The sequence below is a fragment of the Leifsonia naganoensis genome (assembly GCF_013410615.1).
Taxonomy (GTDB): domain Bacteria; phylum Actinomycetota; class Actinomycetes; order Actinomycetales; family Microbacteriaceae; genus Leifsonia; species Leifsonia aquatica.
In genome coordinates, this window is the sequence record NZ_JACCHJ010000001.1 from 2,423,264 (window position 1) to 2,445,198 (window position 21,935).

General features: G+C 70.7%; 18 protein-coding genes. 10 read left to right on the forward strand and 8 right to left on the reverse strand.

Annotation, left to right across the window (positions count from 1 at the left end; genetic code table 11):
• Positions 1–86: 86 nt before the first annotated feature.
• A complete protein-coding gene (locus HNR14_RS11725) occupies positions 87–947 on the reverse strand; it encodes a DMT family transporter (protein ID WP_179701192.1) in 861 nt (286 codons plus the stop codon).
• Positions 947–1,522, reverse strand: a complete 576-nt coding sequence (locus tag HNR14_RS11730; protein WP_179701193.1) for a dihydrofolate reductase family protein — start codon at positions 1,520–1,522, stop codon at positions 947–949. The genes HNR14_RS11725 and HNR14_RS11730 overlap by 1 nt, the downstream gene beginning before the upstream one ends.
• 96 nt (positions 1,523–1,618) lie before the next feature.
• On the opposite strand from HNR14_RS11730, the gene recQ reads away from it, so the two are divergent.
• The 4 genes from recQ to HNR14_RS11750 all read left to right on the forward strand — a co-directional run bounded on the left by recQ (position 1,619) and on the right by HNR14_RS11750 (position 7,282).
• Positions 1,619–3,625, forward strand: coding sequence for a DNA helicase RecQ (gene recQ, locus HNR14_RS11735; protein WP_179701194.1), 2,007 nt, complete (start codon positions 1,619–1,621; stop codon positions 3,623–3,625).
• Between the two features lie 182 nt (positions 3,626–3,807).
• Positions 3,808–4,251 (forward strand): DapH/DapD/GlmU-related protein, encoded by a 444-nt coding sequence (locus tag HNR14_RS11740; RefSeq protein ID WP_039921039.1) that lies wholly within the window; start codon positions 3,808–3,810, stop codon positions 4,249–4,251.
• A gap of 161 nt (positions 4,252–4,412) precedes the next feature.
• Complete coding sequence (locus HNR14_RS11745) at positions 4,413–6,497, forward strand: acyl-CoA dehydrogenase family protein (protein ID WP_179701195.1); 2,085 nt, start codon at positions 4,413–4,415, stop codon at positions 6,495–6,497.
• 122 nt (positions 6,498–6,619) lie between these two features.
• A complete protein-coding gene (locus HNR14_RS11750) occupies positions 6,620–7,282 on the forward strand; it encodes a DUF6226 family protein (protein WP_179701196.1) in 663 nt (220 codons plus the stop codon).
• On the opposite strand, the gene HNR14_RS11755 is transcribed toward HNR14_RS11750, so the two are convergent.
• Positions 7,279–8,262: a malate dehydrogenase gene (locus HNR14_RS11755; RefSeq protein WP_179701197.1), complete on the reverse strand. Its 984-nt coding sequence runs from the start codon at positions 8,260–8,262 to the stop codon at positions 7,279–7,281. The genes HNR14_RS11750 and HNR14_RS11755 overlap by 4 nt on opposite strands.
• Before the next feature lie 194 nt (positions 8,263–8,456).
• On the opposite strand from HNR14_RS11755, the gene HNR14_RS11760 reads away from it, so the two are divergent.
• The 4 genes from HNR14_RS11760 to HNR14_RS11775 are packed head-to-tail and all read left to right on the forward strand — an operon-like array spanning position 8,457 to position 12,700.
• Complete coding sequence (locus HNR14_RS11760; protein WP_179701198.1) at positions 8,457–9,602, forward strand: Fic family protein; 1,146 nt, start codon at positions 8,457–8,459, stop codon at positions 9,600–9,602.
• 45 nt (positions 9,603–9,647) lie between these two features.
• On the forward strand, positions 9,648–10,532 hold the full coding sequence (gene ypfJ, locus HNR14_RS11765; RefSeq protein WP_179701199.1) for a KPN_02809 family neutral zinc metallopeptidase: 885 nt from the start codon (positions 9,648–9,650) through the stop codon (positions 10,530–10,532).
• A 21-nt stretch (positions 10,533–10,553) separates the two neighbouring features.
• On the forward strand, positions 10,554–11,513 hold the full coding sequence (pip, locus tag HNR14_RS11770; RefSeq protein ID WP_179701200.1) for a prolyl aminopeptidase: 960 nt from the start codon (positions 10,554–10,556) through the stop codon (positions 11,511–11,513).
• Positions 11,510–12,700, forward strand: a complete 1,191-nt coding sequence (locus HNR14_RS11775) for an amidohydrolase (RefSeq protein WP_179701201.1) — start codon at positions 11,510–11,512, stop codon at positions 12,698–12,700. Before pip ends, HNR14_RS11775 begins: the two co-directional genes overlap by 4 nt.
• A gap of 33 nt (positions 12,701–12,733) precedes the next feature.
• Here HNR14_RS11775 and HNR14_RS11780 read toward each other — a convergent pair whose 3' ends face one another.
• The 3 genes from HNR14_RS11780 to HNR14_RS11790 form a co-directional block, all read right to left on the reverse strand.
• Positions 12,734–13,156, reverse strand: coding sequence for an FAD synthase family protein (locus tag HNR14_RS11780; protein ID WP_039921311.1), 423 nt, complete (start codon positions 13,154–13,156; stop codon positions 12,734–12,736).
• Positions 13,157–13,194: 38 nt separating this feature from the next.
• Complete coding sequence (locus HNR14_RS11785; protein ID WP_179701202.1) at positions 13,195–14,715, reverse strand: sugar transferase; 1,521 nt, start codon at positions 14,713–14,715, stop codon at positions 13,195–13,197.
• Positions 14,716–14,958: 243 nt separating this feature from the next.
• Positions 14,959–15,357 (reverse strand): hypothetical protein, encoded by a 399-nt coding sequence (locus HNR14_RS11790; protein WP_179701203.1) that lies wholly within the window; start codon positions 15,355–15,357, stop codon positions 14,959–14,961.
• Positions 15,358–15,591: 234 nt separating this feature from the next.
• Here HNR14_RS11790 and HNR14_RS11795 point away from each other — a divergent pair, with 234 nt between their 5' ends.
• A complete protein-coding gene (locus HNR14_RS11795; RefSeq protein ID WP_179701204.1) occupies positions 15,592–17,709 on the forward strand; it encodes a glycoside hydrolase family 71 protein in 2,118 nt (705 codons plus the stop codon).
• Positions 17,710–17,738: 29 nt separating this feature from the next.
• Here HNR14_RS11795 and HNR14_RS11800 read toward each other — a convergent pair whose 3' ends face one another.
• Positions 17,739–18,347: an arsenate reductase/protein-tyrosine-phosphatase family protein gene (locus tag HNR14_RS11800; RefSeq protein WP_179701205.1), complete on the reverse strand. Its 609-nt coding sequence runs from the start codon at positions 18,345–18,347 to the stop codon at positions 17,739–17,741.
• Positions 18,334–19,773 carry a tyrosine-protein kinase domain-containing protein gene (locus tag HNR14_RS11805; protein ID WP_179701206.1) on the reverse strand — a complete coding sequence of 480 codons (1,440 nt, stop codon included), beginning with the start codon at positions 19,771–19,773 and terminating at the stop codon, positions 18,334–18,336. Before HNR14_RS11805 ends, HNR14_RS11800 begins: the two co-directional genes overlap by 14 nt.
• A gap of 133 nt (positions 19,774–19,906) precedes the next feature.
• On the opposite strand from HNR14_RS11805, the gene HNR14_RS11810 reads away from it, so the two are divergent.
• Complete coding sequence (locus tag HNR14_RS11810) at positions 19,907–20,602, forward strand: SGNH/GDSL hydrolase family protein (protein ID WP_021764713.1); 696 nt, start codon at positions 19,907–19,909, stop codon at positions 20,600–20,602.
• The last annotated feature ends 1,333 nt before the right edge of the window (positions 20,603–21,935 follow it).

Below are 21,935 nucleotides of genomic sequence, written 5' to 3' on the forward strand. Positions count from 1 at the left end.
GAATGTGCGCGCGCCGAGATTTGGCACAAATGCGGGGAATGGCGGCGCCAAAGTCGACATTTGGGCCAAATCTGCGCGGCGGCGGCTCAGGCCGCGGCGAGCATGCCCGCGGCGCCGATCGCGAGCGCCAGCCCGATCCACTGCACCGGGGCGATGCGTTCGCGCAGCACGATCGCCGCGAGAAGGATCGTGCCGGCCGGGTACAGCGCGACCAGCACCGACATCGTCGACAGGTCGCCGGCGCGCAGCCCGACCAGGATGAGGACGTTGGCCGAGGCGTCGAGCACCCCGCTCGCGGCGGCGAGCCCGGCGCCGGGTGCGGTGAACCGGTCTCCGCCCGGCGCGCGGGTGCGTGCCCGGAGCACGACGAGCCCGACGACGCTCCACATGATCGCCCCGTTGACGGCGCGGTTCGCGATCAACGGCACGACACCGGAGTCGGCCGGGGTCTGGTCGAGCAGGATGAGGAAGGCGCCGATGAAGACGCCGGCCCCGACGGCCATGAGCAGGGCGCGGCCGCTGGGTCGCACGGCGCCGCGTTCCGGCACGAAGCCGACGAGCACGACCGCGATCAGCGCGACGCCGAGGGCGACGTAGCCGATCGGGGCGAAGCGGTCGCCGCCGATCAGTCCCCAGGTCAGCGGGACGATCGCCGAGATCACCGCGGTGAGCGGCGAGAGGATGCTCATCGGCCCGATCGCGAGGCAGGCATAGAGGAGGAACACCGCGACGGAGCCGATCACACCGGAGAGCGCTCCCCAGCCGATGGCGGCGGGCGTCCACGCACCGCCGACCAGCGGAAGGGAGAGGAACAGCAGCACCAGCCCGCTGACCGCCCCGACCGCGGTCACCCGGAGGGCCCCGATGCGCCTCGCCGCCACTCCGCCGACGAAATCGGCGGAACCGTAGACGATAGCGCTGAGGAGGCCGAGCGCGACGGCCGGCATCAGCTCCCGGCCAAGCGGTAGACGTGGAGCACGGCGCCGCTGTCGTAGCGCTCGAGCTCGGCGAGCTCGAAGGTCCACTTCTCCCGGTCGTCGGGGAAGATGCGCCGACCGCCGCCGAGCAGTACCGGGTAGACGAGCAGTCGGAGCTCGTCGACGAGACCCCAGACGACGAGGGAACGGACGAGGGTCGCGCTGCCCGCGACGAGGATCGGGCCGCCCTCACCCTCCTTGAGCGCGGCCACGGCAGCGCGCACGGTGCCGGACGCCGCTGCGTCCAGCCGGGAGGCGTTCCAGTCGAGCGGCTCGTGACCGGAGGCGACCACGGTCTTCGGGAGGTCGTTCATCCGGTCGGCGAACTCGCCCTCGCGCGGCGGCCAGGCCTCGGCGAACTGCTCGTAGGTGTGCCGGCCCAGGAGAAGGGAGCCGGCCTCCTGGATCTCCTGCAGCTTCGCGGCCTGCAGCGCATCCGTCGCATAGGGGAAGGTCCAGCCCCCGTGACGGTGGCTGCGCTCGCCGCCGGGTGCCTCGACGACGCCGTCGAGCGACATGAACTCGGTGACGATGAGCCGACGCATGCCGTGATCGTATCGGAGGGCTGTGGAGTGCGGCGAGCCTCCACAGATCCGTGGAGTGCGGGGCCGACGGTCAGCCGTCGTCGTTACGATCGAGGGATGAGTTGGAACGCCTGGGTGCCGGACGATCGCGACGCGCCGCCGCTGGAGGACGAGCCGCCGATGCCCGACTTCGGCGACGACCCGTACGCGGGTGTGCCGCTCGACGACGTGCCGCCCGCCGGTGCCCCGCTCGGCGGCGGATCCGCGCCCGCCGTGGCCGCCGCGACCCGCGCCCCCGCGGTCACCGCTCCTCGCTTCGCCACCCCTGCGGAAGCGCTCAAGACGGTCTTCGGGTACGACAGCTTCCGCGGCGAGCAGGCGCAGATCATCGACCAGGTGGTGTCCGGCGGCGACGCCGTCGTGCTCATGCCCACCGGCGGCGGCAAGAGCCTCTGCTACCAGATCCCGTCGCTGGTGCGCGAGGGGACGGGCGTCGTCGTGTCGCCGCTCATCGCCCTCATGCAGGACCAGGTGGACGCGCTCACCGCCGTCGGCGTCCGGGCGGCGTTCCTCAATTCGACCCAGGATCCGCAGCAGCGGGCCGCCGTCGAGAGCGCGTACCTCTCCGGCGAGCTCGACATCCTGTACGTCGCGCCCGAGCGCCTGTCGTCGGAGGCCACCAAGCGGTTCCTGGAGCGCGGACGCATCGCCCTCTTCGCGATCGACGAGGCGCACTGCGTGTCGCAGTGGGGCCACGACTTCCGGCCGGACTACCTGGCGCTCTCCGAGCTCGCGGACCGCTGGCCCGACGTCCCCCGCATCGCCCTCACCGCGACCGCGACAGACGCGACCCACCGCGAGATCACGTCGCGCCTCCGGCTGGAAGGCGCCGAGCACTTCGTCGCCGACTTCGACCGGCCGAACATCCAGTACCGCATCGTGCCGAAGGTGGAGGTGCGCAAGCAGCTGCTCGACTTCATCACGGTCGAGCACCCCGGCGAGGCGGGCATCGTCTACGCCCTGTCGCGCAACTCGGTCGAGCGCACGGCGGAGTTCCTCTCCGCCCGCGGCCTCACCGCCCTGCCTTATCACGCCGGGCTCGATGCCGGTCTGCGCGCCCGCACCCAGGCGCGGTTCCTCCGCGAGGAGGGCGTGATCGTCGTCGCGACCATCGCCTTCGGGATGGGGATCGACAAGCCCGACGTGCGGTTCGTCGCCCACATCGACCTCCCCAAGTCCGTCGAGGGCTACTACCAGGAGACGGGGCGCGCCGGCCGCGACGGCCTCCCGTCGACCGCGTGGCTCGCCTACGGGCTGCAGGATGTCGTGCAGCAGCGCCGCATGATCGACGACTCACCGGGCGACCTCGCGCACCGCCGGCGGCTGACCCAGCACCTGGACGCCATGCTCGCCCTCTGCGAGACGGTGCAGTGCCGCCGGGTGAACCTGCTCGGCTACTTCGGCCAGCGCTCCGAGCCGTGCGGCAACTGCGACACCTGCCTCACCCCGCCCGAGAGCTGGGACGGCACGGTGCCGGCTCAGAAGCTCCTCTCGACCGTCGTGCGACTGGCCCGCGAGCGCAACCAGCGCTTCGGCGCCGGCCACCTCGTCGACATCGTGCGCGGCAAGCGCACGCCGCGCGTCGACCAGCACGGCCACGACGCCCTCGCCACCTGGGGCATCGGCGCCGATCTCTCCGAGAGCCAGTGGCGCGGAGTCGTGCGGCAGCTCATCGCGCAGGAGCTGCTCAAGCCCGAAGGCGAGTACGGGGTGCTCGTGCTCACGCCCGGGAGCGCCGAGGTGCTCGCCGGGCAGCGACAGGTCATCCTGCGCCGCGAGCCCGAACGCCCGGAGCGCGCCAGCCGGTCCTCCCGCAGTTCCGCTCCGTCCGACGTCGCGCCGACCGACCTCCCGCTCTTCGAAGCGCTGCGGTCGTGGCGGGCCGGCGAGGCGAAATCGCAGGGGGTCCCCGCCTACATCGTGTTCGGCGACGCCACCCTGCGCGCCGTCGCCTCCGCCCGCCCGGCGAGCCTGGGCGACCTCGACGGCATCAGCGGGATCGGCGCCAAGAAGCGCGAGGCCTACGGCCAGGCGCTCATCGACGTGGTGGCGGCGCAGGCCTAGCCGTCTGAGCCGCTCCTCGGCCGTCTTCCACCGACTCCTCAGCCCTCTCCCATCCGAACCCCTGGTCTCCGAGCGCTCCCGGGCGTACGGTGGCCGTTCTCCGGGGCGATCAGGGAATCTTCGTGCGTCCTCCGGTGTTGTACAGATGTTCGGATACGCGACGATCTCGAAGGAGGAGAACGATGGCACGGATGATCGAAGAGCTCGAGGACGAGACCGGCGCAGTGATCAGGTATCGGCGGCACGCCAACGGCCGGGGGCTGGTCGCTCCCACCGCGCGGGTGGCCGAGTCGGCGTACATCGAGCCGACGGCGTATGTGGAGGCTGACGCACGCGTCGGGCTCGACGCCTACGTCGGCGCCGGCAGCTGGATCGACCGCGGCACCACGATCGGCGACCGCACCTTCGTGGGCGCCAACGTCCACATCGGGGCGGGCAGCGTGGTCGGCAGCAACGTGAAGATCGGCAGCAATGCGAAGATCGGGGCCGACGCCATGATCGGCAACGGCGCGCGCATCGAGCGCGACGCCCAGTTGAACCCCGGCAGCGTGGTCACCGGCCGGGATGCCGCCCCCGCCCGCGACGCTCTGCGCGCCGCCCCGCGGCAGGCTCGCCGCGCGGCTTGAGGTTGTGGATCCTCCAAGCCGGAGCAGTCTGATTTGGAGGATCCCACCAATCGGGTCGCGGACGTCGCCGCCGCGTTTTGTAGGCGGCGCACCGCGCGTTTCCGCTCTGTGAGATGCGGTCGTACCGTGGCAGAGACCCCGAGAGAATCGAAGAGGAACTCATGGTTGATACCGCCGAGCGCGTCCCCGCCACCCCTGCCGCCGCATCCCGCCCCACTCCGGCTTCCGCCGCGGGCGCTTCGCCGCGCGTCGACGTCGAGGCGCTGGGCCGTCAGCTGCTCGGCGACTGGGCCGAGGCGCGACTGGCGTCGCGGGAGCTGTCCAGCCGGCCCGAGATGCAGAAGATCGAGGGCCTCTCGGTCGCCGATCACCGCAAGCGCGTCTTCGAGCAGCTCGGCCTGCTGGTCGAGAACGGCCAGGTGCACCGCGCCTTCCCGAAGTCGGTCGGCGGCGAGGACGACCACGGTGGCAACATCGCGGCGTTCGAAGAGTTGGTGACGGCCGACCCGTCGCTGCAGATCAAGTCGGGCGTGCAGTGGGGTCTGTTCGGTGCGGCGGTGCTGCACCTCGGCACCGCGCCGCACCACGAGAAGTACCTGCCGGCGATCATGTCGCTGGACGTGCCCGGCGCGTTCGCGATGACCGAGACCGGGCACGGCTCCGATGTTGCGAGCATCGCCACCACGGCGACCTACGACCCCGAGTCGCAGGAGTTCGTGCTCGACACCCCGTTCCGCGGCGCGTGGAAGGACTACCTCGGCAACGCGGCGGTCGACGCGACCGCGGCCGTCGTGTTCGCGCAGCTCATCACGAAGAACGTCAACCACGGCGTCCACGCCTTCTACGTCCCGATCCGGGATGCGGACGGTGCGTTCCTGCCCGGCGTCGGCGGCGAGGACGACGGCCAGAAGGGCGGCCTCAACGGCATCGACAACGGCCGTCTGCACTTCACCGGGGTCCGCATCCCGCGCACCGATCTGCTCAACCGCTACGGCGACGTCGCCGAGGACGGCACGTACACGTCGCCCATCCAGAGCCCCGGCCGCCGCTTCTTCACCATGCTCGGGACGCTCGTGCAGGGCCGGGTCTCCCTCGACGGCTCCGCGACCATCGCGTCGAAGATCGGGCTGAAGATCGCGCTGACCTACGCGGCCGAGCGCCGGCAGTTCACGGCCGGCAGCGACACCGACGAGGAGGTGCTGCTCGACTACCAGCGGCACCAGCGCCGGCTGCTTCCGCTGCTCGCCACCACGTACGCGGCGAGTTTCGCCCACGAGGTGTTCCTCCACAAGTTCGACGACGTCTTCAGCGGCAAGGCCGACTCCGACGACGACAGGCAGGACCTCGAGACGATCGCCGCGGCGCTCAAGCCGCTCAGCACCTGGCACGCGCTCGACACGCTGCAGGAGGCGCGGGAGGCGTGCGGAGGCTCCGGCTTCCTCACCGAGAATCGCGTCACCTCCCTCCGTCAGGACCTCGACATCTGGGTCACCTTCGAGGGCGACAACAACGTGCTGCTGCAGCTGGTCGCGAAGCGTCTGCTGACCGATTACAGCCGCAAGTTCGCCAAGGCGGACGCCGGCGCCCTCGCCCGCTACGTCGTGACCCACGCCGCCGGCCGCGCGTACCACGGCAGCGGCCTGCGGACCGTCGCCCAGACCGTCCGCGACTTCGGCTCGACCGCGCGCTCGGTCAACTGGCTGCAGGAGTCGCAGACGCAGCGCGAGCTGCTCACCGACCGGGTCGAGACGATGATCGGCGAGATCGCCGGCCGGCTGCGCCCCGCCTCCAAGCTGAACAAGAAGGCCGCCGCCGAGCTGTTCAACGCGCAACAGAACGAGCTCATCGAGGCCGCCCGCGCTCACGGCGAGCTGCTGCAGTGGGAGGCGTTCACCGAGGCGCTGGAGCAGGCTCCCGACGCCGGCACCACGCAGGTGCTCACCTGGCTGCGCGACCTCTTCGGCTTCGGGCTGATCGAGAAGCACCTCGCCTGGTACCTCATCCACGGCCGCCTCTCGCCCCAGCGCGCGCAGGCCGTCACCGCCTACATCGACCGGCTGCTCACGCGCATCCGCCCGCACGCCGTCGACCTGGTCGACGCGTTCGGCTACGGACCGGAACTGGTACGCGCGAAGATCGCGACCGGCGCCGAGGGCGAGCGCCAGGCCGAGGCCCGCGCCTATTTCGCCGAGCACCGCGCCGCGGGCACGCTCCCGGCGCAGGAGAAGAGCCAGAAGAAGCGCTGACCCGGCCCCCGCGCCGACGAGCCGTCACAACGCGCCGTCTCTCCACCAGGAGAGGCGGCGTGTTGCGTCATCTGGATGGATCGGTCCGTGCGCGCGCGGCCTCCCGTGGATACCGTGAACGGATGAGCGAGTATGTGCGGCCCGAGTGGCCGGTCGTCGAGTTCCTCGACGAGAGCGGCGAGCCGATCCCGTACGGTCACCGCTGGGGCATGGGCGAGGTGCCGGAGGAGGCGTACTCGCGCGTGAGCCATCCCGAGCGGTACGCGCCGCTGCACGCCGTGGCAGAGGCGCTCATCCGCTGGCTGACGGAGGAGTACGACGTGACCGTCGTCGACGACCCGGCCGTCGAGAGCGATGTGTCGTTCGTCGCGGGTGCGACCACGCCTCCCGCGGCGCGCGCGGTGCGTCTGACGCCCGGGACTCCCGGCGCTGCACCCCTCACTGTCGTGCTGACCGGCTACCCCGGAGTCGTGGTGCACGCGGGTGCGCTGCAGGACCATGTGTTCCCGCGGTGCGGATGCGACGCGTGCGACGAAGACGTCGTGAGTGTGACGGAAGAGCTCGAATGGGTCGTCGGCGCGATCGTGCACGGCGAGTTCACCGAGAGTGTGGACGTGCCCTCTCCGGGATGGGTGACGAGCGGGCTCCGGTGGGGTGACCGATCGGGCACGGGCGAGGTCTTGCGCGACGACCTGCCGCCGGAGCGCCTCGCGGCCGCGAAGGAGGCGCTGCCCGCGGGCGGCGTCTGGGCTCCGTGGGTGCGGAGGGATCAGCCGGCCGGCTAGAGCAGCCCCAGCGCCCGCACGGCGTCGCGCTCCTCCACGAGCTCGGCGACGGACGCGTCGATGCGCTGCCGCGAGAAGTCGTCGATCGTGAGGCCCTCGACGATGCGCCACTCGCCGTCGACGGCGCGCACCGGGAAGGACGAGATCAACCCCGTGGGCACACCGTAGCTGCCGTCGGAGACGATGGCGGCGGAGGTCCAGCGCTCACCGGTCCCGTTCACCCAGTCGTACACGTGGTCGATGGCCGCGCTCGCCGCGGAGGCCGCGCTGGAGGAGCCGCGCACCTGGATGATCTCGGCGCCGCGCTTCGCCACCCGCGGGATGTACTCGTCGGCGAGCCAGCGCTCGTCCACCAGTTCGGTGGCGGGCCGGCCGTCGACGGTCGCGTGGCTGAGGTCCGGGTACTGGCTGGCGGAGTGGTTTCCCCAGACGATCACGCGCTCGATGGAGGTGACCGGCACCTGGAGCTTCGCGGCCAGCTGGGCCACGGCACGGTTGTGGTCGAGGCGGGTCATCGCCGTGAAGCGCTCGGCGGGCACGTCCGGCGCGTGCGCGCTCGCGATCAGGGCGTTCGTGTTCGCGGGGTTGCCGACGACGAGCACGCGGATGTCGTCCGCCGCGCCCGCGTTGATCGCCGCGCCCTGCGGCCCGAAGATCGCACCGTTGGCCTCCAGCAGATCGGCCCGCTCCATCCCGGCGCCGCGCGGGCGGGCACCGACCAGCAGGGCGACGTTGGCGCCGTCGAAGGCAGCGTTCGCGTCCTCCGTCACGTCGACCGAGTGCAGCAGCGGGAAGGCGCCGTCCTGCAGCTCCAGCGCGGTGCCTTCTGCCGCGGAGCGCCCCGCCGGGATCTCGAGCAGCCGCACCCGCACGGGCACGTCCGCCCCGAGGAGCTGGCCGGAGGCGATGCGGAACAGCAGGGCGTACCCGATCTGACCGCCGGCGCCGGTGATGGTCACGGTGACGGGGGAGGTGCTCATGCTGCGAGCCTAGCCCGCGGGGTGCGCGGCGGGGATGCCGGATCCGGAAGGCCCTCACCGGAGAGAACCGATTCACTTCGCGGCGTCAACAGTATTCAAGTATTCAAAAGATCAAGTCCGTCAAAAGAGCCTTCTGATCAGCTAATATGGGGGCCTGAGTTCAATTGTCGACGAACGTTCGGGAAAGTAGCACCGTGGATCCGATCACCTATCCGAGATTCGCGTTCGACAGCGGGCTCAGCCGGAGCATCATCCGTTTGGAGCGTGCGCGCGGTGAGCTCGACCACGGCTCGACTCCGCCCATCGTGTACTTCCAGCTCAAAGAACTGTTCGAGCTCCTCACCAGCATCATGTCGGCGCGTATCGAAGGCAATCGCACGACGCTGCTCGACGCAGTCGCGGGCGCGATGCGTGGACGCGAGTCGCAAGTGGCCCCTGATGAAGGAGTCGACGAGATCCTGAACATCCAGGGTGCGATGGCCTTCGTCGAGCGGCACGCGCTCGTGGGCCCCCTCACGCATGGCTTCGTCAGGGAACTGCATCGTCTGGTCGTAGACCGCCTTCGTCGGGAAGGCGACCAGCACGCGGGAGGCTATCGGCGCGGAGAGGTGACGATCGGGGGATCTGCGCATCGCCCTCCGTTTCCCGCGGAGGTGCTCGGAGACATGGCTCAGCTGCTGGATTTCGCCAATGATGACGTCGAACCGCACATGCAACTTCTGCAGACGGCGATCGTTCATCACCGCTTCTTGTGGATCCACCCCTTCGGCAACGGGAACGGGCGGGTCGCACGTCTCTTGACGTACGCGATGCTCATCCGTCAGGGCTTCGTTTCGACGACGAGCTACCGCGCGATCAATCCCACTGCGGTCTTCGGGGCGGATCGTTCGGGCTACTACGACCATCTCTCGCAGGCGGACCGGCTCGATGACGAAGGGACCATCGCATGGTGCGGCTTCATCCTCGACGGACTCGTCACCGACCTCGAACGGCTGCGGTCTCTTCGCGACAACTCCTTCGTCACAGCTGAGCTTCTCCTTCCCGCCATCGAAAGGCTGAACGCTGCTGGTGGGATCACCCGGCGCGAGCGCGACGCGCTGCGAATCGTTGCTCGGCGCTCGATCGTGCGAGCAGGCGACCTCGAGGAGGCCTTTCCAGGTTCGGCGACGACGCGGAGCCATGCGATTCGACGTCTGCTGGATCGGGGGCTCCTCACCCAAGCAGACGGGCCACGAAGCTATCGCCTGGTCTTCGCGCCGAGCGAGTTGACCGTCCACCTGATCTTCCAGCTCGATCGAGTGGGCTTCCTGCCGAGCATCCTTCGAGATCGAATGGAGTGATCCCGCCGATACCCGCCTGCCTCCCGCCGCGGTACCGTGTGCGGCATGACGTTCAATCCGGATGCGGACATCAGTGGGGGCAAGGTCAAGCGCCGGGGGCGGACCGCGGGGATCGCTGCGGGCGGTGTGGGGATCGGCGCGGTCGCGATCTTCCTGATCGCGCAGCTGCTCGGGGTGGATGTCAGCGGCCTCCTGGGCGGCGGGACCACGGGTACCGAGCAGATCGGCACCGGCACCGAGCTGCAGGAGTGCACCACCGGCGCGGACGCCAACGCCAGCGTCGACTGCCGGATGAAGGGTGCGGCCGCCTCGCTCGAGGCGTACTGGGCCACGGAGCTGCCGGCGCTCGGTGGGCGGTACACGTCCCCCGAGTTCATCCTCTTCACCGGAGGGACGAGCACGGGATGCGGTTCGGCGTCGAGCGCGACGGGACCGTTCTACTGCCCGTCCGACCGGACCATCTACGTCGACACGGGCTTCTACGACGAGCTGCGCTCGCGGTTCGGGTCGAGCGGTGGACCGCTCGCCGAGATGTATGTCGTGGCGCACGAGTGGGGCCACCACATCCAGAACATCGGCGGGATCATGGCGCAGCACACCAGCCGCCAGACGGGTGCGGCGTCCGACAGTGTCCGGCTGGAGCTGCAGGCCGACTGCTTCGCGGGGTCCTGGGCCGCCGCCGCGTCGACGACCACCGACGAGAAGGGCGTCGCCTTCCTGCAGCCGATCACGACGGCGCAGATCCAGGATGCGCTGAGTGCGGCGGCCGCGGTCGGCGACGACCGCATCCAAGAGGCCTCCACGGGCCGGGTCGACCCGGAGGGCTGGACGCACGGTTCGGCCGAGCAGCGGCAGCGCTGGTTCACCACCGGCTACCAGCAGGGCGCGCAGGCGTGCGACACGTTCGCCGTGACCGCGTCGCGCCTCTGACCGACCGGTAGCCTCGACAGCATGCGCAGCCTGTACCCCGAGATCGAGCCGTACGAGACCGGAATGCTGGACGTCGGCGACGGCCAGCAGCTGTACTGGGAGGCGAGCGGCAACCCCGAGGGCAAGCCGGTCGTGTTCCTGCACGGCGGCCCGGGAGGCGGCACGACGCCGACGCACCGGCGTCTCTTCGACCCGGCGAAGTACCGCATCGTGCTGTTCGACCAGCGCGGCTGCGGCAAGAGCCTCCCGCACGCGAGCGAGCCCGAGGCCGACCTGTCGCTCAACACGACGTGGCACCTCGTCGCCGACATCGAGCGCCTGCGCGAGCACCTCGGCGTCGAGAAGTGGCAGGTCTTCGGTGGGTCGTGGGGGAGCACCCTCGCACTCGCCTACGCGCAGACGCATCCCGACCGCGTGACCGAGCTGGTGCTGCGCGGCATCTTCACGCTGCGCGCCCAGGAGCTCGACTGGTTCTACGAGGGCGGGGCGGCAGCGCTGTTCCCCGACCTGTGGGAGGGGTTCGTGGAGCCGGTGCCCGTCGAGGAGCGCGGCCACCTCATCCGCGCCTACAGCCGGCTGCTCGCCGACCCCGACCCCGCCGTGCACGGCCCGGCCGCGGTCGCGTGGTCGCGCTGGGAGTCGTCGACCATCACGCTGCTGCCGCGGCCCGAGCTGGTCGCGACCTTCACCGAGCCTGAGTACGCGGTCGCGTTCGCCCGCATCGAGAACCACTACTTCACCCACGGCGGCTGGTTCGAGGACGGGCAGCTGATCCGGGATGCGCACACGCTCGCCGACATCCCCGGCGTGATCGTGCAGGGCCGCTACGACACCTGCACCCCGCCGATGACGGCGTGGGACCTGCACCGGGCGTGGCCGGAGGCCGAGCTGCACATCATCCCGGACGCGGGGCACGCGTTCGACGAGCCCGGCATCCTCGACGCCCTGATCGAGGCGACCGATCGGTTCGCGGACCGATGAGCGGCGCGCAGGAGGCGACCGTGCTGCTGACGAACGTCCGGCCGTGGGGCGGTGCGGCCTCCGACATCCTGATCGAGGAAGGCGCGATCGCTGCGGTCGAGCCCCACGACCCCGCACGCCCGGAACCGGCCGGCGGCGAGACGATCGACGGCCGCGGACTGCTCGCCCTCCCCGGACTCGTGAACGCGCACGCCCACCTCGACAAGAGCTGGTGGGGTCGCGAGTGGGTGCCCTACGGCGGGGAGGCGACGACGCAGGGGCGCATCGCGCACGAGCGCGCGCACCGCGACGAGCTCGGCATCCCGAGCCCGGACAGCACGCTGCAGCTGCTGCGGGCGCTCGTCGCGCAGGGGACCACCGCGTTCCGGTCGCACGTCGACGTCGACCTGGGCGTCGGGCTCCGCGGCATCGCGGTGGTACGGGAGGCCGTGGCGGCCCTCGGCGTGCCGGTCGCCCTGGAGATCGTGGCCTTCCCGCAGGACGGCGTGCTGCGCCGGCCCGGCGTGCTGGAGCTGCTCGACCGCGCCGCGGCGGAGGGCGCCGATCACGTCGGTGGGCTCGACCCCGCGCTGATCGACCGCGACCCGGTGGGCCAGCTGGACGCGCTGTTCGAGATCGCCGACCGGCGTGGCGTCGGCCTCGACATCCACCTGCACGAGGGCGGCGAGCTCGGCGCCTTCGAGTACGACCTCATCCTGGAGCGCACCCGGGCCCTCGGCCTCGCCGGCCGGGTCAACGTGGCGCACGGCTTCGCCATCGGAGACCTGCCGCCCGCCCGGCAGCGCGCCCTCGTCGAGGAGCTGCGGGAGGCCGGCGTCTCGATCACGACCGTCGCGCCGGTCAACGCGTCCCGGCTCCCGCTCGCCGATCTGCGCGCCGCCGGCGTGCCGGTCGGGCTCGGCACCGACGGCATCCGCGACCTCTGGGGCCCCTACGGCGACGGCGACCTGCTGCGCCTCGCGACCCGCCTGGCCCAGCTCTCCGGTGCCCGTCGGGACGAGGAGCTGACCGACGTCGTCCGCCTCGCGACGAGCGACGCCGCGGGCTTCGTCGGTCGCCCGGTGCACGACCTGGTCGCGGGAGCCCCCGCCGACGTCGTGCTGGTGGACGCGCAGAACGTGCCGGAGGCCCTGGTGCTGGCCCCGACCCGCGAGCTGGTGCTGGCGGGCGGAGTGCGGGTGGTCTGAGCGTCCGGGTCGGAGCGTTCGGGTCTGAGCGACTCAGCCCGTGAGGGCCGCGAGCGCGGCGCGCAGCTGGGTCGAGGACGTCGAGACGGTGTACGGGAAGTAGACGACCTCCACCCCCACCTCGGCGAACTCGCGCTCGAGGCGGAGGCCCTTGGCGGTCCCGCGCCAGTCGTCGCCCTTGAAGAAGACGTCGAAGTGCAGTTCGCGCCAGGTGTCGAGCTTGTCCGGGACGGTCTCGGCGTGCACCTCGTCCACGAACGAGATGTGCCGCACGATCTCGAGCCGCTCCGCCAGGGGGACGACCGGGTCGATGCCCTTCGTCAGCCGCAGCATCTCGTCGGACACCACGCCCGCGATCAGGTGATCGCACTGGCTCTTGGCGTGCTTCAGGATGTTGAGGTGGCCGATGTGGAACAGGTCGAAGGCGCCCGCTGCATACCCGACTCGTCGTGGCATGGTCTCTCCGTTCATCCGGTCTGCTGCGGCGGCCACGGTCAGTACGCTCCCGCCGGGTGGGCGATCACGCGGATGGTCCGCCAGATGATGACGAGGTCGCCGAGCAGCGACCAGTTCTCGACGTAGTAGAGGTCCAGGCGCACGCTCTCGTCCCACGAGAGATCGGAGCGGCCGTTGACCTGCCACATGCCGGTCAGGCCGGGCTTGATGAAGAGGCGGCGGTGCACGTGGTTGGCGTACCCCTTGACCTCCGACTCCAGAGGCGGACGGGGCCCGACCAGGCTCATGTCGCCGAGGAGCACGTTGAACAGCTGCGGGAGCTCATCGAGCGAGAACTTGCGCAGCACCGCGCCGAGCCGGGTGATGCGGGGGTCGTTCTTCATCTTGAACAGGACGCCGTTGCCCTCGTCGAGGGAGGCGAGCTCCGCGCGCCGCGCCTCCGCATCCACCACCATCGAGCGGAACTTGTACATCCGGAACGTCTCGCCGCGGCGCCCCACGCGCTCCTGGCTGAAGAAGACCGGACCGCCGTCGTCCAGCTTGATGAGCGCCGCGATGATGAGCAGGAGGGGCGAGATCAGCAGGAGGCCGAATGCCGACGAGCAGATGTCGAACGCACGCTTCATCAGGTGCTTGCCGCCCTCGAACTGCGGGATCTCCACCTGGATGAGCGGCAGCCCCTCGACGGGGCGGAACCGGATGCGCGGACCGGCGACGTCGGTCAGCGGCGAGGCGAGCACGAGATCGGTCGCGGTGCCCTCCAGCTTCCAGGAGAGCCGGCGCACGTACTCGGCGCCGCCCAGGGCGCTGCCGGCGACGATGACCGTGTCCGCGCCGAGCCGGGAGGCCGCCTGGGCCACCCCGTCGAGGTCCGAGACGATGGGGACCTCGCGCGTCGTGGTGGCGATGCTGCCGGTGAGGGCGGCCTCCTTCTTGGCCCCCGTGCGCTTGCCCGTATCGAGGGAGACGCCGACGACCTTGTAGGCCGCGCCCGACGCCTGGTCGATCTGCTTCACGACGTAGTCGACATCCCGGATGCCGCCGACGACGAGCGCGCGCGACAGGTAGTGGTCGTGGAGCCGCTGGCGGGTGAGCCATTGCCGCCACAGCCAGCGCGACGTCAGCACGCACACCATGCCGGCCGGGAGGGCCACGACGAAGTAGCCGCGTGCGATGTCGATCTTGGCGATGAGGAACAGGATGGCGAGCAGCCCGAACGTGAGTGCGGTGGCGTTGACGACCCGCTTGTACTCGCCGAGGCCGACCCCGATGACGCGCGGGTCCCGGGTGTGGAACAGGGAGAGCATCCCGAGCCACGTCAGGGCGATGAAGAGCGAGAGCGTGAGGTAGTCGGTGGGGAAGCCGGCCACCGGAGTGGCGGTGTCGTCGAAGCCGAAGCGCAGGAACATCGCACCGATCGTCGAGGCCAGGACGATGGCCGTGTCGGTGAGCATCAGGTGCTGGCGGTATCGGCGGGCCCAGGTGCGCTCCGACGACGCTGTCGGGACCTGGGCCCGCCGAGCATCGGCGAACGCGATCCTGGGCTTGATGACGGTCATGGGTTTGTCCTCCCCCGGACGGTGTCGTGTGCGTGGGCCGCTCGGTGCAGTCGGTTCTGTTCCCGAACGTGCGGGAGCACCGCGATGCGGCCAGCACAGGATCGCGTCGTTCGCACGGGTGCATTCGGGTTGCAGTGAGTGCGGAACGGCCGAGAATAAACTGAGAGTTCCTCAACCGTTCATAAAGATGAGGTTACATCAGTTCTTAGAACGGAGCGAACCCCGTTCGGGGGGCATCCTGCGTCACGGAGTGGCGGGAGGCGCCTGGAGCTCGACCTGGTCGCCGCCCTTCGCGCAGGCCTCGGCCACGCGCGTGCTGTTGGCGGTGTATTCGGGTCGCGCGGCCGAGCCGGGTTCGATGATGTGGAGGGCGTTCTCGGGCATGGCCTGCAGTGTCCGCTTCATCGCGGTGGCGATGCCTCCCGATGCGGTGCTCGCGGCGCTCGCGAGATCGTCGCGGAGGGATGCGCGGTGCGCGGCGATCGAGGCCGCGGAGGTGGCGTCGGATCCCTCGGCGGCGACCCACGCGTTGTTCGCCTTCTCCCAGCCCTGGCACGCCTGCGCGTTGGGCGTGGGCTGCGACGTGCATCCCGCGAGCGCGGCGATCAGCGCCGCCGCGAAAGCAAGTCGAAGAAATCTCATGTAATGAGTGTAGATAGCTCTGGGCCATTGGCCACGACCCCTGTTCGGGGGATCGGGGCGTGATCAGGGATTTGACGCGGGCGGATTCCCGACATAGCTTGGTCTGCAATTCGAGACCCCCCCTTTGGGTGTCGCCGAGCAGTGAGCACCCCTGCCATGCTCCAGGCACCCGGTCCCGGAGCCTGCGTCCCCCGCGCGGGCACCGGCCAATCGACCCCACATTGGAACCCGAACATGACCCTCCCCGGAAAGCACCGCCTCTCCGAGAACCGCCATCAGACCTCTTCCACCCTTCGGCGACGGCTGATGACCGCCGTGGTGGCGGTCTCCGCCGCCGCCCTCGCGGTCACGGCGGCCATCCCGATCGGCGCGGCGACCGCCGCCGCCGACGCGCCGTCCGTGTCGCTCAACGCGTCGCGGTCGACATGGATCACCTCCCGGCAGCCGACGTCCCCGCACAACCAGTACCCGTACCTCAGCGCGACCGCGAGCGCGGACCGGGCTTTCGTGGCCTTCCCGACCGGAACCCTCGACGCGAAGAAGAAGATCGGCTCCGCCACACTCACCGTGCGCGTCCAGTCGACGGCCGCGACCGCCGCGGGATTCCAGGTCTACCCGACCTCGTCCTCCTGGAAGGCGGCGACGCTGACGGCTGCGAACCGTCCGGCCTCAGGGAGCACGCCCGTGAACACGGCGCTCACGAAGGCCGTGCGCGGGACGACGGTCAGCATCCCGCTGAACCCGTCGGCGATCGTCGCCGGAGCGGCCGAGACGTCGTTCGAGATCGGTTACGCGCAGCGCTACGTCGGGACGACCTTCACCTCGCCGACGCTGTCGATCCGCTACTCGGATGCGGCCACACCGGCGCCCACTCCGACGGCGACGCCCACCGCGACGCCGACGCCCACCGCGACGCCCACCAGCGCGCCGAAGCCGACCGCGACGCCCACCCCGGCGCCCAGCCCCACCGAGGACCCCGTTGTGACGCCGCCCACGGCCACCGGCATCGGCGGCTCGTTCGCCATCCCGGCTCCCGGCAGCTCCGCCAAGAAGGTCTTCGCGCACTACTTCCCGCCCTACCCGGTTTCGATCGACAACGCGTCGCCGGCCTCGGACTACTACGCCCGCAACTACATCGACCCCGAGGGTGAGGGCGGCAAGCACGCCGCCTACGGCGGACTGCTCCGCGACCGTCCCATCGGCCGCGCCCCGCTCTCGGGCGACTGGCGCACGACCGACCTCGGGACCGAGGTCGACCAGGCCGCGGACGCGGGCATCGACGGCTTCACGGTCGACGTGATGAGCTGGTCCGGCCAGAACTGGGACACCACCGTCCGGCTCATGCAGGCCGCGGCCGACGCGAAGCGCGGCTTCACGGTCGTCCCGAACGTCGACGCCAGCTCCGGCGCGGTCAACGCGTCGCCCGCGGCGATCGCCGCCTCCCTGGCCAAGCTGTACTCGTACTCGTCGGCCTACAAGCTGAGCGACGGCCGCTACGTGCTGAGCTCCTTCGCCGCCGAGGACAAGTCGCCGGCCTGGTGGTCGAGCGTCATCGGTGATCTCAAGAACACCTACGGCATCTCGGTCGCGTTCATCGCCGTGCTGCAGAACGCCAGCGACGCCAACCTGGCGGCCTTCTCGCCGATCAGCTACGGCCTCAGCCAGTGGGGCGCCCGCACGGCGGCGACCATCCAGGCCACGCCGGACCTCGCCGCCCGGGCGCACGCGCTCGGTGACAAGTGGATGCAGCCGGTCGCGGTCCAGGACTCGCGCCCGAACGGCGGCAAGTACGCCGAAGCGGGCAACACCGAGACCCTCCGGGCCTCCTGGAACAAGGCCATCTCGGACGGCGCGGACTTCGTCCAGATCGCCACGTGGAACGACTACAGCGAGAACACGGACGTAGCGCCGTCGGACAACCAGGGCGTGACCTTCCTGGATGTCTCGGCCTACTACCTCGCGCAGTTCAAGACCGGGTCCGCGCCGAAGATCACCTCCGACTCGGCGTACATCACGCATCGCGATCAGCTCACCACCGCGGTGCCGCAGATCGGCCGGGTGCAGACGCCCAACCTGGACGGGACGGGCACCGCGCCGCGCAACACGGTCGAGGTGCTGACGATGCTCACCGCTCCGGCGACGGTCAAGATCACCGTCGGCAGCACCGTCAAGACGGTCGACGTGCCGGCCGGCGTCACCGCCACCACGGTGCCGCTGACCACCGGGACCGTGTGGGCGACGATCGTGCGGGGAGGCCAGACGGTGCTCGCCGGCACCTCGCCCTACACGGTCACGGCGAAGCCGCTCGTGAACGACATGGAGTACTTCGGAGTGACGCTCACGAAGAAGTAGTCCTGCTGCGAACCTGAGGGCGCGCGTCGCTACGGCTGAGGCCGGGCGGCGCGCGCCCTCAGTGCGTCGGCGACCACCCGGGCCGCCGGCCCGAGCTGCCCGGCGGCGCGCTCGTAGTCGTCCTGTGTCAGACCCCACGGGTCCGCCACGTCGTCGTCGCCTCCGACCGGCGGGGTGTGCGCTCGGGCTGCGCTGCATCGCTCGATCAGGCGATCGAGACGGTCGCGCGCGGAGCCGTCGGCTCGGTGCCGCGGATCGGGGAGGCCGGCGGCGATCGGGACGAGCCGGGCGAACTGGCGGATGGTGAACGTGCGGTTCAGCGCGCGGGGATCGAGCTGCAGCACGTCCTTGCGGTGACCACGGTCGGCCGTCAGGACGAGGTCGGCGCCCTCGATCAGGTCGCGGGTCAGCTGGCGGGCCCGGAAGGAGCCCGCATCGATGCCGTCCCCGGCGAGCAGCTCGCCCATCTCGTCGGCGATGGGGCTGCCGACGACGGCGCGGGTCCCGGCCGAGTGCACGGCGACGTCGTCTGCCCCGACCTCCGCCAGAGCATCGCGCAGGGCGAACTCCAGGTACGGGGAACGGCAGATGTTGCCGGTGCAGACGACGAGGATCGTCGCGCTGTCAGCGTCGGGCATCGGCGTCGCTGGGCTCCCGGCGGAGGCGGCTCTCCGGCTCGCCGGTCGGCGCCGGTGCGCTCTCCGAAGCCGTCGGGCGCTCGGTGCTGGTGTAGGCGCGCTGATACTTCGACTCGGCGTCCGCCGGCGTGCGGTTGGCGATGACCCCGAGCAACGGCACGCCCGCCGCATCCAGCATCTCCAGCGAGCGGCGGAACTCCCGCACCTGGACCGTCCCGCACCCGACGACCATGATGGCGCCGTCGAAGTATCGGGCGATGATCGCGGCGTCGGTCACGGGCAGCAGCGGCGGGCAGTCGACGATCACGGTGTCGAAGCGGTCGCTCAGCACGACGAAGAGCTCCTCGGCCGCGAGCGAGCTGAGGAGCTCGCTCGGGTTCGGCGGGATCTGGCCGGCGAGCAGCACGCGCAGCCCGTCGGACCCCCAGGTCTGCATCGCGTCGTCGACGCCGACGTCGCCCGCGAGCACACTGGTCAGCCCCACGCTGTCCTCGAGGTCGAGGTAGGCGCCGAGCGACGGCCTCCGCAGGTCCGCCTCGACGAGGCACACCGACGAACCGGAGGCCGCCAGTACCGCGGCCAGGTTGGCGGCGGTCACGCTCTTGCCCTCGCCGGGCACGGACGAGGTCACCACGAACACCTTGCGGTCCTTGCCGGTCTGCAGGAACCGCAGGCTCGTGCGCAGCTGACGGAACTCCTCCGCCCGCCGCGAGTACGCGCTGCTCCCCAGTGCGACGAAGTTGCCGGTGATCGACCGGTCCTGGGCGACGGAGCCGAGGATCGTGAGGTCGCCGAGCTGACGCAGCTGGTCCGTGCTGCGGACCTTCGCGCCGACCAGTTCGCGTCCGACGAGCACCGCGACGGCGACGACGAAGCCGAGGAGCGCGCCGAGGAGGATCGAGACGGAGGCGTTGGGCGACGACTGCGCGCGCGGCACCGTCGCCTGCTGCACGGTCTGCAGGCTCACCGGGAGGGTCCCATCGCTGCGGCGCGGCGTCACGTTCGACACGACGTTGCTCAGGCTCGCGCCCACGGCGTTGGCGATCGCCGCGGCCCGCGACGGCGACGTGTCCTCGACGGATACGCTGATCAGCGAGGTGTTGAGCGGCACGGAGACCGAGATCTGCTGGGAGAGCGCCCCCGTGGTGGTGTGCAGGCCGAGGGTCGAGATGACCGGGTCGAGCACCGAGTTCCGGGTCGCGATGAGGCTGAAGTTGCGCGCCTGCGACTGCGAGTAGCTGTTGCCCTGCGCCAGGTCGGTGGTGCTCTCCCCACCGAGAGCCGACACGAGCAGCTCGGACTCCGCGGTGTACTTCGGGGTGGCGAGGAGGGTGAACGCGGCTCCGCCCAGCGCACCGAGCTCGACGACGGCGACGATGATCATCCACCGTGTGAGAAGCAGCCGGAACAGCCGACGACCGTCCATCTGCCCTCCTCAGAATCAACGCAGAACCAGCGCAGGATCCGATCTGATCCGCTCCCGGGTCGCTGTTCGGCGGTGGTTCGAGGCAGGCACGGGTCGGGTGCGTCTCCGTATTATAGTGTGCGATCATCGAGGCATGCGCTCACTGCCACGCCTCTCGGTCGCCCGCGTGCTCGGGGTCGTGGGGCTGTGCGTGCTCACCGTCGTGACCGTCGTCCTGTCGGGTTTCGCCATCCGCTCGTCGCACACCGTGCACGAGGAGGGCACCACGTGGCCGGTGCTGCAGGCGGTCGACCATCAGCCGATCGCGGTCTTCCTGGGAGGGTCCGAGTCGGTGGCCGAGGCCGGCCACGCGTCGTGGCCCTCGCTCGTGTCGCAGGCGCGCGGTTGGCAGCAGGTCAACCTGTCCCACCCGGACACCGGGTATCTCACGGCCGGGACCTGCGGAGCAGCCCCGTGCCCGAACTTCCTGGAGGCCGTGCCCGAGGTCGTCGCGCTGGCGCCCTCGATCGTGGTGGTCTCGGGAGGGTGGAACGAGACCGCGAGCGACACGGACGTGAGCGTGCAGGTGGCGAACACGTTCCAGGCCCTGCATCAGGGGCTCCCGGACGCGACGATCATCGCCGTCGGCCCCGCGACCGCCGACGCCACCCCGTCTGCGAGTGTTCTCAACACGGATAACGCGGTGAAGACCGCTGCGACCACTCTCGGACTGAGCTACGTCAGCCTCCTCGACCCCCCTGCACTGAACGCGAGCATGTTCTCCGACGGCCGGCTCAACGACGCCGGGCAGGCCGCGATCGCCGCCCGGGTGGCCGCAGCGGTCAGGTGACGCGCGCGTGAGCACCGGGTTCCCGCTGCGCGACGGCCGGATGGCCGAGCGGAACGGCCACTCGGGGCGGGCGCACGCCGCCGCCATCGGCGGTGTCGTGCTCGTCGCGTTCTTCGCGGGCGTGATCCCGCTGCTGCTCGTGGTCGACGTGCCGGACGTCGGCCGCAGCTGGGCGTGGACGCTCACCATCGGGGTCGCCGTGTGGGCGGGCGTACGGCTCTCGCTGCTCATCGTCGCGGGGGAGGCGCGCCTCTTCGACTTCTTCTTCTGGCTCTTCGTATACATCTTCATGGGGCTCGCCCCCACCGTGCAGATGCGGAGCGGCCTGCTCTCGACGACGACACCCGGCATGAATCCCGACCTCGACGTTCCCACGGCCGTGATCGTCTGGATCGGGCTGCTCTGCTACGAGCTCGGTCGGCTGGCGGCGATGCTGCGCGAGCGCACCCTCCGCGCCCACCAGGGCGGGACGCTCGGGGCGGAGCGCGCCGGCCACCGGGTCACGGGGGTGAGCCGCGCGCGCACCCTGATCCTGCTCGCCCTCGGCGTCGTGTTCTCGGCCTACTTCGTCCTCAAGATCGGCGTCGGCACCCTGCTGAGCAGCCGCGACACGGCGTTCGCCGCACGGCAGGCCGCGTGGCCCGACCCCGCGACGCGTTCGGTCATGTACGCGCTCGCGATCTACCCGTTGCTCGTCGGCGTGGGAGCCCTGGCGGCCGTGCGGCGCCGTGCCGACCGGCATCGCGCGCTCTACCTCGTGATCCTGCTCGCCGCGACCGTGCTGCTGCTGGTCGTGGTCAACCCGGTGAGCAGCGCCCGGTACAGCCTGGGGACCGTGTGGTTCGCGCTGATCGTCTACGCGGGTGCGATGCTGACCGCGCGCAGGCGGCGCATCGTCATGGGCGCCGCCATCGCCGGGCTGATCTTCGTCTTCCCGATCGCGGACGCGTTCCGGCGGGTGACCGTGGACGTGACCTGGGACGGCTTCTTCGGCGAGTACAAGGGCAGCCCCGACTACGACGCGTTCTGGCAGATCGCCAACGCCTACTCGTTCGTCCACGACGGACTCGTCGTCGCCGGGCAGCAGGCGCTCGGGATGCTGTTCTTCTGGGTGCCGCGCGCGATCTGGGCGGACAAACCGGTCGACACCGGCATCCTGCTCGCCAACTACCGGGGCTACCCGTTCACCAATCTGTCGGCGCCCTTCTGGGCGGAGGCGCTCGTCAACGGCGGCGTGATCGTCGTGGCGGTGGCGTTCCTCGCCCTCGGCTACCTGCTGCGTCGCTTCGACACGCGGCTGGTGCCGGCGTTCGCCGACAACGGGCTGTGGGCG

What these genes read in the sequence shown, in the direction of transcription:
- HNR14_RS11725 (WP_179701192.1), bottom strand. Translation starts at nt 947, where the DNA reads ATGCCGGCCGTCGCGCTCGGCCTCCTCAGCGCTATCGTCTACGGTTCC.
- HNR14_RS11730 (WP_179701193.1), bottom strand. Translation starts at nt 1,522, where the DNA reads ATGCGTCGGCTCATCGTCACCGAGTTCATGTCGCTCGACGGCGTCGTC.
- recQ (WP_179701194.1), top strand. Translation starts at nt 1,619, where the DNA reads ATGAGTTGGAACGCCTGGGTGCCGGACGATCGCGACGCGCCGCCGCTG.
- HNR14_RS11740 (WP_039921039.1), top strand. Translation starts at nt 3,808, where the DNA reads ATGGCACGGATGATCGAAGAGCTCGAGGACGAGACCGGCGCAGTGATC.
- HNR14_RS11745 (WP_179701195.1), top strand. Translation starts at nt 4,413, where the DNA reads ATGGTTGATACCGCCGAGCGCGTCCCCGCCACCCCTGCCGCCGCATCC.
- HNR14_RS11750 (WP_179701196.1), top strand. Translation starts at nt 6,620, where the DNA reads ATGAGCGAGTATGTGCGGCCCGAGTGGCCGGTCGTCGAGTTCCTCGAC.
- HNR14_RS11755 (WP_179701197.1), bottom strand. Translation starts at nt 8,262, where the DNA reads ATGAGCACCTCCCCCGTCACCGTGACCATCACCGGCGCCGGCGGTCAG.
- ypfJ (WP_179701199.1), top strand. Translation starts at nt 9,648, where the DNA reads ATGACGTTCAATCCGGATGCGGACATCAGTGGGGGCAAGGTCAAGCGC.
- pip (WP_179701200.1), top strand. Translation starts at nt 10,554, where the DNA reads ATGCGCAGCCTGTACCCCGAGATCGAGCCGTACGAGACCGGAATGCTG.
- HNR14_RS11775 (WP_179701201.1), top strand. Translation starts at nt 11,510, where the DNA reads ATGAGCGGCGCGCAGGAGGCGACCGTGCTGCTGACGAACGTCCGGCCG.
- HNR14_RS11780 (WP_039921311.1), bottom strand. Translation starts at nt 13,156, where the DNA reads ATGCCACGACGAGTCGGGTATGCAGCGGGCGCCTTCGACCTGTTCCAC.
- HNR14_RS11785 (WP_179701202.1), bottom strand. Translation starts at nt 14,715, where the DNA reads ATGACCGTCATCAAGCCCAGGATCGCGTTCGCCGATGCTCGGCGGGCC.
- HNR14_RS11790 (WP_179701203.1), bottom strand. Translation starts at nt 15,357, where the DNA reads ATGAGATTTCTTCGACTTGCTTTCGCGGCGGCGCTGATCGCCGCGCTC.
- HNR14_RS11795 (WP_179701204.1), top strand. Translation starts at nt 15,592, where the DNA reads ATGACCCTCCCCGGAAAGCACCGCCTCTCCGAGAACCGCCATCAGACC.
- HNR14_RS11800 (WP_179701205.1), bottom strand. Translation starts at nt 18,347, where the DNA reads ATGCCCGACGCTGACAGCGCGACGATCCTCGTCGTCTGCACCGGCAAC.
- HNR14_RS11805 (WP_179701206.1), bottom strand. Translation starts at nt 19,773, where the DNA reads ATGGACGGTCGTCGGCTGTTCCGGCTGCTTCTCACACGGTGGATGATC.
- HNR14_RS11810 (WP_021764713.1), top strand. Translation starts at nt 19,907, where the DNA reads ATGCGCTCACTGCCACGCCTCTCGGTCGCCCGCGTGCTCGGGGTCGTG.